The sequence below is a fragment of the Akkermansia sp. AE01SA01 genome (genome assembly GCF_036417395.1).
GTDB lineage: Bacteria > Verrucomicrobiota > Verrucomicrobiia > Verrucomicrobiales > Akkermansiaceae > Akkermansia.
The window spans coordinates 1,832,879-1,844,776 of record NZ_CP143890.1; the positions used below are offsets into that span (position 1 = coordinate 1,832,879).

The 11,898-nt window shown below is 54.6% G+C and carries 12 protein-coding genes and 1 tRNA gene; 7 read left to right on the forward strand and 6 right to left on the reverse strand.

Annotated elements, in window-relative coordinates; genetic code table 11:
* Nucleotides 1–103: 103 nt before the first annotated feature.
* From V3C19_RS07355 to hisD, 3 genes are read right to left on the reverse strand one after another with little or no spacing between them, the layout of a single operon-like run.
* Nucleotides 104–1,003 carry a hypothetical protein gene (locus V3C19_RS07355; RefSeq protein WP_130084663.1) on the reverse strand — a complete coding sequence of 300 codons (900 nt, stop codon included), beginning with the start codon at nucleotides 1,001–1,003 and terminating at the stop codon, nucleotides 104–106.
* Nucleotides 1,004–1,028: 25 nt separating this feature from the next.
* Nucleotides 1,029–1,685 (reverse strand): TetR/AcrR family transcriptional regulator, encoded by a 657-nt coding sequence (locus V3C19_RS07360; RefSeq protein WP_295877423.1) that lies wholly within the window; start codon nucleotides 1,683–1,685, stop codon nucleotides 1,029–1,031.
* A gap of 29 nt (nucleotides 1,686–1,714) precedes the next feature.
* The gene (hisD, locus tag V3C19_RS07365; RefSeq protein ID WP_130084665.1) at nucleotides 1,715–3,013 is read right to left on the reverse strand and encodes a histidinol dehydrogenase; all 1,299 of its coding nucleotides are present in this window, start codon (nucleotides 3,011–3,013) and stop codon (nucleotides 1,715–1,717) included.
* A 190-nt stretch (nucleotides 3,014–3,203) separates the two neighbouring features.
* On the opposite strand from hisD, the gene sucC reads away from it, so the two are divergent.
* The 4 genes from sucC to V3C19_RS07385 all read left to right on the forward strand — a co-directional run bounded on the left by sucC (nucleotide 3,204) and on the right by V3C19_RS07385 (nucleotide 6,660).
* The gene (gene sucC, locus V3C19_RS07370) at nucleotides 3,204–4,385 is read left to right on the forward strand and encodes an ADP-forming succinate--CoA ligase subunit beta (protein WP_295877420.1); all 1,182 of its coding nucleotides are present in this window, start codon (nucleotides 3,204–3,206) and stop codon (nucleotides 4,383–4,385) included.
* Nucleotides 4,386–4,406: 21 nt separating this feature from the next.
* A complete protein-coding gene (gene sucD / locus V3C19_RS07375; RefSeq protein ID WP_295877417.1) occupies nucleotides 4,407–5,294 on the forward strand; it encodes a succinate--CoA ligase subunit alpha in 888 nt (295 codons plus the stop codon).
* Between the two features lie 308 nt (nucleotides 5,295–5,602).
* Complete coding sequence (locus V3C19_RS07380) at nucleotides 5,603–5,758, forward strand: hypothetical protein (RefSeq protein ID WP_302388596.1); 156 nt, start codon at nucleotides 5,603–5,605, stop codon at nucleotides 5,756–5,758.
* Nucleotides 5,755–6,660 carry a hypothetical protein gene (locus V3C19_RS07385; protein WP_295877413.1) on the forward strand — a complete coding sequence of 302 codons (906 nt, stop codon included), beginning with the start codon at nucleotides 5,755–5,757 and terminating at the stop codon, nucleotides 6,658–6,660. The genes V3C19_RS07380 and V3C19_RS07385 overlap by 4 nt, the downstream gene beginning before the upstream one ends.
* Nucleotides 6,661–6,907: 247 nt before the next feature.
* Here the strand turns inward: V3C19_RS07385 and V3C19_RS07390 are convergent, their stop codons facing one another.
* The gene (locus V3C19_RS07390) at nucleotides 6,908–7,156 is read right to left on the reverse strand and encodes a hypothetical protein (RefSeq protein WP_295877410.1); all 249 of its coding nucleotides are present in this window, start codon (nucleotides 7,154–7,156) and stop codon (nucleotides 6,908–6,910) included.
* A gap of 287 nt (nucleotides 7,157–7,443) precedes the next feature.
* Here V3C19_RS07390 and V3C19_RS07395 point away from each other — a divergent pair, with 287 nt between their 5' ends.
* Both V3C19_RS07395 and V3C19_RS07400 read left to right on the forward strand, forming a co-directional pair.
* On the forward strand, nucleotides 7,444–8,361 hold the full coding sequence (locus tag V3C19_RS07395; RefSeq protein WP_295877408.1) for a hypothetical protein: 918 nt from the start codon (nucleotides 7,444–7,446) through the stop codon (nucleotides 8,359–8,361).
* Between the two features lie 537 nt (nucleotides 8,362–8,898).
* A complete protein-coding gene (locus tag V3C19_RS07400; protein WP_295933475.1) occupies nucleotides 8,899–9,204 on the forward strand; it encodes a transposase in 306 nt (101 codons plus the stop codon).
* 215 nt (nucleotides 9,205–9,419) lie between these two features.
* Here the strand turns inward: V3C19_RS07400 and V3C19_RS07405 are convergent.
* Together V3C19_RS07405 and V3C19_RS07410 are read right to left on the reverse strand one after the other, a co-directional pair.
* Nucleotides 9,420–9,502 (reverse strand) — tRNA-Leu (locus V3C19_RS07405).
* 71 nt (nucleotides 9,503–9,573) lie between these two features.
* Nucleotides 9,574–10,035 (reverse strand): RidA family protein, encoded by a 462-nt coding sequence (locus V3C19_RS07410; protein ID WP_130084670.1) that lies wholly within the window; start codon nucleotides 10,033–10,035, stop codon nucleotides 9,574–9,576.
* Nucleotides 10,036–10,193: 158 nt separating this feature from the next.
* Between V3C19_RS07410 and V3C19_RS07415 the strand changes: the two genes are divergently transcribed.
* Nucleotides 10,194–11,843 carry a hypothetical protein gene (locus tag V3C19_RS07415; protein WP_295933477.1) on the forward strand — a complete coding sequence of 550 codons (1,650 nt, stop codon included), beginning with the start codon at nucleotides 10,194–10,196 and terminating at the stop codon, nucleotides 11,841–11,843.
* Nucleotides 11,844–11,898: the final 55 nt, after the last annotated feature.

The following is an 11,898-nucleotide window of genomic DNA, read 5'->3' on the forward strand; positions in this document are numbered from 1 at the left end:
GCAACGCCGCTGGAAGGAGGGAGGCGACGTTTCGCTCAAGCTCCCCCAGCCAATAATTGATCAGAAAACGCGGCCGCCGGGATACGATAAAAAACGGAACCGCCTACTTTCCAATCCGGCGCTTTTGTTCCGACGCACGGTAAAGCTGCCACGCATTCCACAAATTATGCCACAGAACGTAAAAGGTAGGTCCGAGCGCGGCGATGGGATTGGAATACGTCAGAGCCAGATAGATGGAAAGCGTAGTATTCTTCTGACCCAGGGCCTGGCTGCATTCCGCGGAGCGGGCCCTGCCGCCCAGCAAATGGCCCAGGCCGAAGTTCAGGGCGCAAATCAGCAGGGAAAGAGCTCCTATCTGCTCCAGCACACGTTCCGAAATACCGGCCCGGGAGGAAATGTCATGGGAAGCGTTTGCGGCAATCAGCACCAGAATCACCACCCAGACGCCGAAGGTGACGTCCTTCAGCTTCCGGGGCCACGCGATGGCACGGGGATAAAAACGGCGCGCGGCCAGGGCCAGCACAAGAGGCAGGAGCATCACCAGGGCTATGTTCTGGGCTACGTTGACATAAATCTCAAAGCCGCCCTGCCCCACCACCATGGGCAGAATGAAAGGGAGCAGAATGCAAATGACGCCGTTGGTCACAAGAAGGGCGGTCAGCATAAACTCCACGCTGCCGCCCAGCAGCCCCATCACCACCGGAGCTGCAGTGGCCGTAGGCATGACGCCCACGAAAAACGCAGCCTCCGCCAGGTAACCGGACCCAAACGACGCGCGGCATACGCCCCATGCGGCCAGGGCAATCAGCAAATTGGCCCCTACCAGCAGCCAATGAGGACGTTCCGGCTTCATCCGCTTGAAGCGGATTCCCAGAAAAGTCACGAAAAGCATGCCAATGAGCATCCATTTGAATGTCCAGCCGTACACATGAAGCCAGGGCATCATGTAACCCGCAACGAATGCGACCACGATGGCAAACGTACGGATGAGGGACTTGAACATGCCGAACTCCGGAAAGATAAAATGCCTACATGGTCTTTCCGCACATGCGGATCAGGGATTCCACCTGATGGACAATGAGTTCAAACAGATCCTTCACGCTCCCTTTCGGAATCCTGTTGGCCTCCATCAGCTCCATGATCATCCGGAGACGCGTCAGAAGCCCGATCATGATGCTTTCAATGGCGAGCACCGTCCAGAAAATCTGGTATGAGGAAGCGCCCGGAAACATCTTGCGGATGCTGTCATGAAGCTGCCGCCGAATGGGGGAATACACCTCCTTGATATATTCCACGGCAATTTCCGGCGTCTGCACATGGCAAATGCCCATCAGGCGCAGATAATGGGGGAACGTGTTCAGTTCCTCCAGAGTCAGGTCCCCCGTGTTCAGAAGTCCGTAAAAGGAGGGGTACACGTATGCGTGGGCCAGGGCCTCAATGGAGCCGTCCCGCTCCATGGCCTCCGCCACCCGGGCCATCCGGAAATCCCGTGCCAGCGGGGCGTACTTCATCATGACCGCCTTCCACAGCCCTTCCTTGCCGCCGAAGTGGTAGTTGGCGGAGGCTATATTGACGTCGGCCGCCTGGGAAATCATGCGCAGCGACGTTTCCGTATAGCCGTATTCGGCAAACAGATTTTCGGCGGCCTCCAGCAGCCGTTCCCTGGTCCCTTGCTCCTGTTTCATAATGGGACGTATGTCTATCTTGGTTACTGTTACGGATTCACGCGCAAAGCGCGTACCTGGAGGGAATGGTTGTGGGCATCCAACCCCTCTACTCGGGCGAACTCCGCCACATACGGAGCCGACCTCAAAACGGCATCCCCATTCATGCGCACCACGCTGGTGCGCCGCTGGAACTGGTCCGCCCGCAGACCGGAAAACGACTTGCCCGCGCCGCCCGTGGGCAGCGTATGGCTGGGACCCGCCAGAAAATCGCCGCAAGCCACCGTGGACAGGGCCCCCGCATAAATGGCGCCGGCCGTCCGAATGGCCGCCAGCACGGACTCTTCATCCTCCGTCACCAGAACCAGATGTTCCGGAGCAAATGCATTCACCAGGTCCACTCCCTCCTGAATAGAGGAGACCAGAAAACCGTACGCGTGCTTGTCCAGCACCTCGCGGATGATAGCGCCCCGGCTCAACAGGGCCGCCTGGCGTTCCACTTCCGCCTCCACCCGTTCCAGCAGCTCTTCCGAGGTAGTCACAAATACCACGACGCTGTCCGGCCCGTGCTCGCCCTGGGCCAGCAGGTCGGCGGCCAGAAACTCGGCGTCCGCCGTCTCATCCGCCAGCACCATCACTTCGCTCGGCCCGGGAAGAAGATCAATGGCCACGGCGCCCACCAGCTGGCGCTTGGCCTCCACCACAAAACGGTTGCCGGGGCCGAAAATCTTTTCCACGGGCTTCACGCTCTCCGTACCCAACGCCAGCGCGGCGATCGCCTGGGCGCCGCCTATCTTGATAATTTCCGTGGCGCCGGAAGCCTTCAGCGCATATAAAAGAGCGGGGTTCACCCGTCCGTCCGGCCCGCACGGCGTGGCGGCCACGATTTCCCGCACGCCGGCGGCCTGGGCAAAGCCGCCCGTCATGATGGAGGTGGACACAAGGGGCGCCTTGCCCCCGGGAATGTAAATGCCCACGCGGTCATAGGGAAGGAAGCGTTCCGCAACCTCCACGCCCTGGGCATTCACTCCGGACCAGTCCTGCCTGCGGCTGCGGTCTGAAAAATAATGAATGTTCTTCAGGGAAGCGGCAATGGCCTCCTTCACGGATTCCTCCACGGCGGCTTCCGCCTCCGCCAGTTCCTCCGCGGTGACAAACAGGGAGCCGCTGTCCAGGGTGACCTTGTCAAACCTGGCGGCATAATCAAACAGGGCGGCGTCTCCGCGGGCGGCAACGTCCTGAATAATGGAATCAACGGTATCTCTTACGGAATTCTCGGGAAGGGCCCGGCGGTTCATCCGGTTTTTCATCTCTTCAAAACAACTATCGGCAGGTCGATAAATTTTCATAAAATAGCAACATACGGAAATGGAAGGAAAGTTTCCCAATCTTTATGCAGACAGTCAAGCCTTCTGTCCTCTTTGATTTCCACAACGGTAACGGGAAAAAAATAAAAAGACCAAACCATTATCCCTTGACCGGCACGGGAAATAGTCCTAGCCTTTCTTCCGCAAACATTTGGCCGAACGGCCCACTGTCATGAATATTCACGAATATCAAGCAAAACAACTCTTTGAGCGCTTTGGCGTGGCAACTCCCAAGGGCATTGCCGCCACCACCGCCCAGGAAGCAGCACAAGTAGCCCGCGACATGGGCGTTTCCCAATACGTAGTTAAGGCACAGGTACATGCCGGAGGACGCGGCAAAGGGACATTCAAAAACGGGTTCAAGGGCGGCGTGCACGTCGTCAACTCCGTGGAGGAAGTGGAAGACGTAGCCGGCAAGATGCTCAACCAGGTACTGGTCACCAAGCAAACCGGGGAAGCCGGAAAGCTGGTCAGCAAGATCATGGTGGCGGAAGCCGTGGACCTTAAAAAGGAATGCTACTTCGCCATCCTGCAGGACCGCGCCCGGGAATGCCCCGTCATCGTCGCCAGCACGGAAGGCGGCATGGACATTGAAGAAGTAGCGGCCACCCGCCCGGAAGCCATCATCCGCGAACACATTGACCCGGCCCTGGGCATCCTGCCCTTCCAGGCCCTCAAAATCGCCGTGGCTCTGGGCCTCACCGGTCCCCTGCTCCGCCAGGCGACCAAGCTCATTACCAATGTTTACAAGCTCTTCACCGCCCTGGACTGCTCCTTGGTGGAAATCAACCCCCTCGTCGTCACCACGGATGACCGCGTGTGCGCCCTGGATGCCAAATTCAACTTTGACGACAACGCCCTGTACCGTCATCCGGAAATCATGGAAATGCGGGATGAAACGGAAGAAGACCCCCGCGAAGTGGAAGCCGGCAAATACGACCTGAACTACATCGGCCTGGACGGCAACATCGGCTGCATGGTGAACGGCGCCGGACTGGCCATGGCCACGATGGACATCATCAAATACTACGGCGGCGATCCCGCCAACTTCCTGGACGTGGGCGGCTCCGCTACGGAGGAAATGGTCACCAACGCGTTCCGCATCCTCACCAGCGACAAGAACGTCAAGGCCCTTCTCGTCAACATCTTTGGCGGCATCATGCGCTGCGACGTCATCGCCCAGGGCATCGTGGCCGCAGCAAAAAACATCGACATGAAAATCCCGCTTGTCGTCCGCCTGGAAGGCACCAACGTGGAAATCGGCAAGAAAATCCTCGCCGACAGCGGCATCGCCATCATCCCTGCCGACAATCTGGACGAAGCTGCCCAGAAGGCGGTTGCAGCAGTCAAATAACCCTCACCATTTATTACGACAATGACATCTCTCATTGACAAAAACACCCGTCTCGTCGTGCAAGGCATCACCGGCAGCGCCGGCGCATTCCACGCCAAAAACTGCATGGACTTTGGCACTAACGTGGTTGCCGGCGTAACTCCCGGCAAGGGCGGCCAGCTCTTTGAAGGCAAGGTCCCCGTATTCGACACTGTGGCGGAAGCCAAAAAGGCCACGGACTGCAACGCCTCCATGATCTTCGTCCCGCCGCCCTTCGCGGCTGACGCCATCATGGAAGCCGCGGACGCGGGCATCAAGCTCATCGTCTGCATCACGGAAGGCATCCCGGTGCAAGACATGCAGAAAGTGAAGGTATTCCTGAAAGACAAGGACGTGACCCTCATCGGCCCGAACTGCCCCGGCATCGTCAACCCCTCCGCCAGCTGCAAGATCGGCATCATGCCGGCCTACATCTTCAAGCCCGGCAGAATCGGCATCGTTTCCCGTTCCGGCACGCTCACCTATGAAGCCGTCTGGCAGGTCACCAACATGGGCCTGGGCCAGAGCATGTGCATCGGCATCGGCGGCGACCCCGTCCATGGCATGACCCAGCAGCAGGCCGTTCAATTCTTCACGGAAGACCCCAACACGGACGCCTTCATCATGATCGGTGAAATCGGTGGTTCCGAGGAAGAGGAAGCCGCTGAATGGATCAAAAACAACTGCAAGAAGCCCGTGGCCGCCTTCATCGCCGGAGCCACGGCTCCCAAGGGACGCCGCATGGGCCACGCGGGCGCCATCGTGGCCGGAGGCAAAGGCACCGCCGCCGCCAAGCAGGAAGCCCTGCGCGAAGCGGGCATCGTGGTCGCCAAGACCCCGGCCCAGATGGGCGCCGCCCTGGCGGAAGCCATGAAGAACAAGGGCATGTAACTGGCTGCTTTCATCAACCTGTTTCCAAGCGCCTCCCGCCATGGGAGGCGCTTTTTTAGTGCGTAAACAAAAAATCATGGCATTCCCTGCCCTCAAACGGTTCCCCAAGACGTTCAATTTCATATAAGGTCCTTCCATTTTCAATATACCTCGCCTCAGGCCCTCCATGATTCCATCTTTTAAGGCTGCATGTTTGCGGACTCTTCTTCCCTATTCCCACGGTTTTGGTTTTATTCTCTGGCAATCTGATTCAGTGCCAACATCCTATTGACAGAGGGGAAAATGTGATTTCCCTGTTCATTCAGAAAATGTCAGGCCTGGAAATGAAAAAGAAAATGCTATTTTTCAGGAAAGCAAAATGGCAAGCTTATATTGAGGCTATTGACAAACTTACGACGAAAACCATCGCAGAAAAATCTGGCACGGCCTTAAAAAGAACAGCAATGAAGGTTAAAATACTATGAACACGTTACCACCTTTATACATATTTGTGGTCTGTCTCTTTATCGGGGCGGCCAATGCTGCCGACTCCCACCCCATGCTGGAAAGTCCCGCCTGCATTGACTCATACCGACAGCCCTCTCCCGCCGTCCGGGAACTTTCCTCATCCCTGCGGAACAAGCTGTTCAAATCATTTTATGAAAAGGCTAAAAAACATACACATACCTTCAAGGTAACGACACGAGACAATGTTGATACCGAATTGAGGGAAAAAATATGGCATTGCTACCTCGTAGCTTTGGCCCCCACCTTTTCCTTCAACACATACAAGCAAACCGAACCGGAAATAAACATTGACGAAATGTCTGACATTAACCAAAAATCCAAGGTTTGTCTCTTCATGGAAAAATATATCAGATTGGTTAGAAAAACCGATAAAATCAGGGAGCCTGAAAAGAAGCAGATTATTACACGCCTCCTGCTCCCTTATTATGCCCATATATTGAGGCAATTCAAAAGTGCGCACGAGACCAATCCCTTCCGGATCACCGAGGACGACCCTCAACAAGGAAGCCTTGCTCATCGACCTGCCGAAGAACAAGTAAAAAAGCTCCGTCATCTTAAAATGGAAGATCTTCGGAAACTCATGAACGACGTTGCAACAGGAGAGTCTTTTATCAACACGAGAAATCAGGTTTTCGAAGACGAAGTCAAAGAGCTTGAAAAAACGTTCATGGAAATCCTTGTTGCCGTATTTCCAGGCAACTATGCCAACGCGGAGGAATTCCTTCTCAAGGCAGGATATTCAAAGGAAGACATTCCCGATCTCATTGACCGTACAGTTGGCAGGAACAGCAAAACTGATTATCTTTATAAAGGGAAACATCGTTCTAATCATGACAGGCTTCTGAGGAAAAAGAAATAAGTTCGAGTTAGCCCTGGGGGCAATGCAGCTGGAACACTACTTCTACACAGACGGGGGTCAACAACCTCATCGACCGACATGAACATATCCGTTATTCCGGGACATACTTGAAAGGACAGTTTCCATGCGGCCATTGCCACGGCAGCCGTGGAAACCTTGAAGGAACACGCTCTCAGGCAGGAAATTTCCGAAGGGAGACAACGGACACGGCTCCATCGACCTGCTGAAAGCAAAGCGCCCCTGATTTTCAATACTTCCAGTACTCTGGAGAAACGTGAACAATTCGTTTTCGGCGATCCTCTCCAAGCACATCAGGAAAAACTGAATCTTCGCTTTCTGCGGAATAACCTCCCTTGAAAGAAAAATGTTCCGCATCATTGCAGGCCGTACGCCCGATGGCTGCTACAAATGGCTGGAAGAAATCCGGGAAATCGTAGCCGGCTATTTTTCCCGCAGAGAAAAGAGAATGAATCACAAACAAAAAAACTGTTTTCACAGGGATTGGGAAAACGTACAGAACCGTATTAAGCCACGGACCAATTCCCTGCCGTAAATGGGACGAGGGGAAATAGTTTTTTCCCTTAAACCGAACTGTTTTTATATTCTACCGTCAAGGGATATTCTCCTTGGAGACATCTTCCGGACAATGTCTTCAATAAACATTGGGAAGCAAAAAACACAAGGCAAATCCCTTTCGCCAATCCCGTCTGTCCAGGAAGTGGCACTCTTTTCCCTGTTCCGTTTCCTGTTACATGTTTCACAGCAATCCTGTAAAACAGAAGCATGTCTAACAACCAAATCATACGCGTCGTTGCCTATCATTTCCAAGCTGATTGTGAAATTCAAGGCGACAGACTCACCCGGACGGACTCCTGTCCGGACCAGGCCCAGATTCTCTCCAGATCGGAAACCTCCATGACCTTGTGGTGGCCCAAATACCGTTCTCTGGAATACCTGCACCACAACCCCGCTACAGACGAATGGATCCTGCTCAACTCCCGGGGAGGACTTCGTTTCCTGTGCAGTGACCCCCATGCAAGGGAAGGCACACGCTTCGTTGTCTCTCATGAGCATAAGACAGTAGGCTATCTGGTCTCCAAAAATGCCTGTTCTACTATGCTCGGAACTACACTGCACGAATACAACGGATACACGACACACTACAACGGAGCTCAAAACCCGATATGGAGAGACGGTTTCGCCTGCTCCCAGGTCAGGGGACATGCGGGCTACAACGCGGAAAAACTTGGAAGCTACCGTCATATCATCACCTACCGCGATCCTGTGGACCGTTTCGTCAATCTCTGCAATTATTCCTGGTGCATTGCCTCAGATCTGCCCCTTCCCTACACGGCAGCCTGCAAGGACAAGCGCTGTTTCATTGAAACAATGCTCCTGCTCATCAAACTCAACGACCGGAACTACCCGGATCCGTTTGAAGTTCACCTCCAGTCGCAATATAACCATTTCCTCTTCACGCACCGGATTGACACGGTTATCCGGATAGAGGACTTTTCCGACTACATCCGCAAGGAATGGGGGTGCGAACCCTACAACTGCAACGTAGACGACAAAAACGAACTGACCGCCGACGATCTCATTCCCAAAGACATAGAACAACTCAAACAAACATCCTGGGGGAAGGACTGGCTCATCCCCCAATATTACGGCAACCTCTTTTACGAGAACGCTCATAAATAGAAATCTGTCTTTCCGGTACAACATTCCGGAGGCCGATTCTTCAAACAGCTCCGCCCAGGAACATTCCATGGACGGAGCTGTTCATTTTTCCACAACCGGATAAAATGGAAAGCACCTTGCCATCCCATGACCGACAGAGATACCAGGAGCAATATCTTGACGGAAACAGGAAAAAACAGACTACCCGGCATGGCAGCTGAAAAACTTTTCCAGTCTTTTACCTTTGTTACCAGTCCAGCTTTTTGACAAACACATGCCCGCATCTTCCATTCATTTGGCTCAACGTCAAAATCGGTGAATGATCCGCCAAAAAAGCCATCATCAACACCAGACTATTCAGACGCCAACAGTGCCGCCCATCTCTTCAGAAAACCCATTGCCGGCCTGCTCCCTGAAAAGCTTCCCAGTAAATCGCATCGCCGCTCCAGTACCCGGGAATAACATCAAAAACGTTGACAACAAAATCATGGACAAGGACTTCGGTGTCCGTCAACCACGAAGAAACGCATCATCCACGAGCAGTTTCATCACCCCTCCTTGAGAAAGAGGGGCTGCAAGCTGATGGTCCGGGAAAGCAAAACCCGGATTCGCTCCTTTAAGATCAACCCGGCCATCTGGGTATGCCATGAGTTCAGGGAGAAGTTAGGCAACTTATTACAGACGGTTAAACAATACAGAAGCGACATCGGCCAACTCAAGGAAATGGTGAGAATGCCGCTCCATGAGGCTCCGATGGAACTTGGCAAAATAGCGGTGACCATCAGGAAGTGGTTTGCCCTGCTCATCCGTATGTGGAGGTACAGGAAGAACGAGGCAATCACGGAAGGATTCACCGGAAGATGAAGTTCGTCCAAGGGAGGGCCTGCGGGTATCGTAATTTTGAGAATTACCGCCTCCGGGTGCTGGTAGAATACGGAGGGTTCAATCCTGATTTTCTCTTCAAATTCTCTCTCACTACACGTGTAAGCGTTGACCTGTAATTCCCGCACTCCCTAAAACGAAAAAGGCTCGCCAAAAGCGAGCCTTTTATCTATGCAATTTATTGCTGTTTAGTGAAGTACCCCCGACCGGACTCGAACCGGTACGTCCTTGCGGACAACAGATTTTAAGTCTGCAGCGTCTACCATTCCGCCACGAGGGCATTGACCGGACGGCACTTTACAGGAATACCGGGCGGATTCAAGCCCGAATCCCTCCAGGCCCGTCAATTGCCTAATCGCGGACTTCCACGACCATGCTGATTTCCACCGCTACGTTGAGCGGCAGGGCAGACACGCCAACGGCGGTCCGGCTATGGCGGCCGATTTCCCCGAAGACTTCCACCAGCAGGTCGGAGGCGCCATTGAGCACCTTGGGATGGTCATAGAATTCCGGCCCTGCATTGACAAAGCCGTTGACGGCTACGATGCGGGAAACCTTTTCCAGGGAGCCCACCGCCTGCACGATGACGGCCAGACGGTTGAGAATGGCAGCCCGCGCCGCGGCCTGGCCTTCCTCCACGGAGAGGTCCTGCCCCACCTTGCCAAAGTATTTGTCCTCTCCATTTACGGAAATGCCGCCGGAGAGATGAAGCAGATTGCCCGTGCGCACGCACTGGACATAGGAGCCTACCGGGGCCGGAGCATCATAAACGGAGTAGCCGAGTTCGGAAAGTCGTTGACGTATTTTATCCATAAAATAGAAATTTTTAACGAAGGTTGGATGAAAAAATGAGGCGGATGACAAGCATTTCCAGCCGCATTTCATGACAGTTTGAACATTTTTAGGGGCGTTTGCACGTAAAATGATTGCCATATACCTCATTTAGTTGCTATTGAAACAACCCGTACATCATGACCGAAGAAACTCCCTCCACAGACTCCAAGCAGCAACTGCCGGATCTTTCCGGCCTGGCCGACTTCCAATTTGGTCCGGCATGGGCAAGAGCCGGAGCCCGGAAGGAATATTCCGGTTCCTCGCCAGCTTACCGTGACAGGGATCGTCAGAGTGACCGCCGGCCGCGCCGCGACAACCATGACGAACACCGCCCCAGGGGGGAACGCCGTTTTGACGGACAGGGAGAAAAAAGGTTTAACCGGGACGACCGCAGCCGCGGACCTTTCCGCGGACGCCGCGACGGAGACCGCCATGAACGCCCCGCGCGGGCGCCGCAGGCGGAACCGGCGGAAGGGCTGCGCGTGGAGCTGCGCCCCGTGGACTCCGGCCTGGCCGCGCTTTCCCAGGAGGTGCAGAAGCACCGCCGCACCATTTCCCTGATGGACCTGGCCAAGGTGGTCATGGGCGCATTTGACCGTTATGACCTGGTCTTCATGAAGCAGGAAAACGGTCCGGACCTGTACCATTGCAAGCATGGCGACGGAGCCTGCTTTATTTCCCGCCAGGAGGCCGTCAAACACCTCTGGAACGCCGAATGGCTGCCCAGGTATTATGAGTCCGTGGAACAGGAAGTGGAAGCCCCTAAAGGAGATTTCAAGGCGATTGCCAAGTGTTCCCTGAACAATGAGCTGATAGGCCCGGTTAACTGGCACGGCTACCAGTCCGCCCTGATGAATCTGCACCGCACCAAGTTTGTGGACATGCCTTTCGAGGTTTTCCGTTCCAAAATCGTCACGGACAAGAGCGAAGAAACCGTGGAAGCCTGGCAGGCCTCCGTTTCCAAACGCACGGTTTGGAAGCCCCTCCGGGAAGGAGCTCCGGAAGCCCTTCTGGAAACTCCGTCCGCCGTGGAACAGGACTTTGAAGCCAATCATTTTGAAGAGTGTTATGACGTCACGGACAAGGTGTTCGTAAACGGCGCAGTGAAAAAGAACCATCTTTCTCCCGGCCTGTGGGCTCATCTGATTCAACTTTCCAGCACCACCCGGCGTCATCCCAGCATGCTTATTCCGAACCTCTGCCACGGACTGGCCCGCCATCACATGCCCATCTTCAAATGGCAGGGCAACCACTATACGGGACCCGCGCGGCCCAAGGCCATGACGGAAGGCACCATCCTTTCCGATTCCCTGATGTCCATTGTGAACTGGGCAAAGGAACATCCCGGCAAGGGAGTGGACGTCATGCTCAAGGAGCTTTCCCCCATTCCGGACCATGAAGGTGTGACGGAAGAAGAAACCGCCCAGGCCAAGGAAAAGCAGCAGCTTCTGGTCCGCGACCTGCTGTGGCTTTCCGAACAAGGCTATATTCTGGTTTTCTCCAACAACACCGTAAGCCAGCCGAAGACGGCTTCTGCCCCGTCCCAGCCTAAAAAGGAAGCGAAACCCGCCAAAGGCAGGAACAAGGCGGCAGCCGCCGTCAAGGAAGACGCATCACAGCCCGCCCCGCAGGAAGAAGCTATACAGCCTTCCGAAACTCCGGCCTCCAAACAGGCCCCCGCAGTGGAAGCACCTGCCGCGGAAGAGGAAAAAATCGTAACCGTGTCCCTGGATACGGAAAAAGCCCCCGTGGAAAAAACTCCGGAAGCCGTTTCCGTAGAAGCCTGATTTAGCGGTTTTTCCCTGAATTTCCCGTCATACAGTCCGCAGGATTATCTTGATC

Coding starts and splice junctions, on each gene's coding strand:
- V3C19_RS07355 (WP_130084663.1), bottom strand. CDS start 1,003: ATGTTCAAGTCCCTCATCCGTACGTTTGCCATCGTGGTCGCATTCGTT.
- V3C19_RS07360 (WP_295877423.1), bottom strand. CDS start 1,685: ATGAAACAGGAGCAAGGGACCAGGGAACGGCTGCTGGAGGCCGCCGAA.
- hisD (WP_130084665.1), bottom strand. CDS start 3,013: ATGAAAATTTATCGACCTGCCGATAGTTGTTTTGAAGAGATGAAAAAC.
- sucC (WP_295877420.1), top strand. CDS start 3,204: ATGAATATTCACGAATATCAAGCAAAACAACTCTTTGAGCGCTTTGGC.
- sucD (WP_295877417.1), top strand. CDS start 4,407: ATGACATCTCTCATTGACAAAAACACCCGTCTCGTCGTGCAAGGCATC.
- V3C19_RS07380 (WP_302388596.1), top strand. CDS start 5,603: ATGTCAGGCCTGGAAATGAAAAAGAAAATGCTATTTTTCAGGAAAGCA.
- V3C19_RS07385 (WP_295877413.1), top strand. CDS start 5,755: ATGAACACGTTACCACCTTTATACATATTTGTGGTCTGTCTCTTTATC.
- V3C19_RS07395 (WP_295877408.1), top strand. CDS start 7,444: ATGTCTAACAACCAAATCATACGCGTCGTTGCCTATCATTTCCAAGCT.
- V3C19_RS07410 (WP_130084670.1), bottom strand. CDS start 10,035: ATGGATAAAATACGTCAACGACTTTCCGAACTCGGCTACTCCGTTTAT.
- V3C19_RS07415 (WP_295933477.1), top strand. CDS start 10,194: ATGACCGAAGAAACTCCCTCCACAGACTCCAAGCAGCAACTGCCGGAT.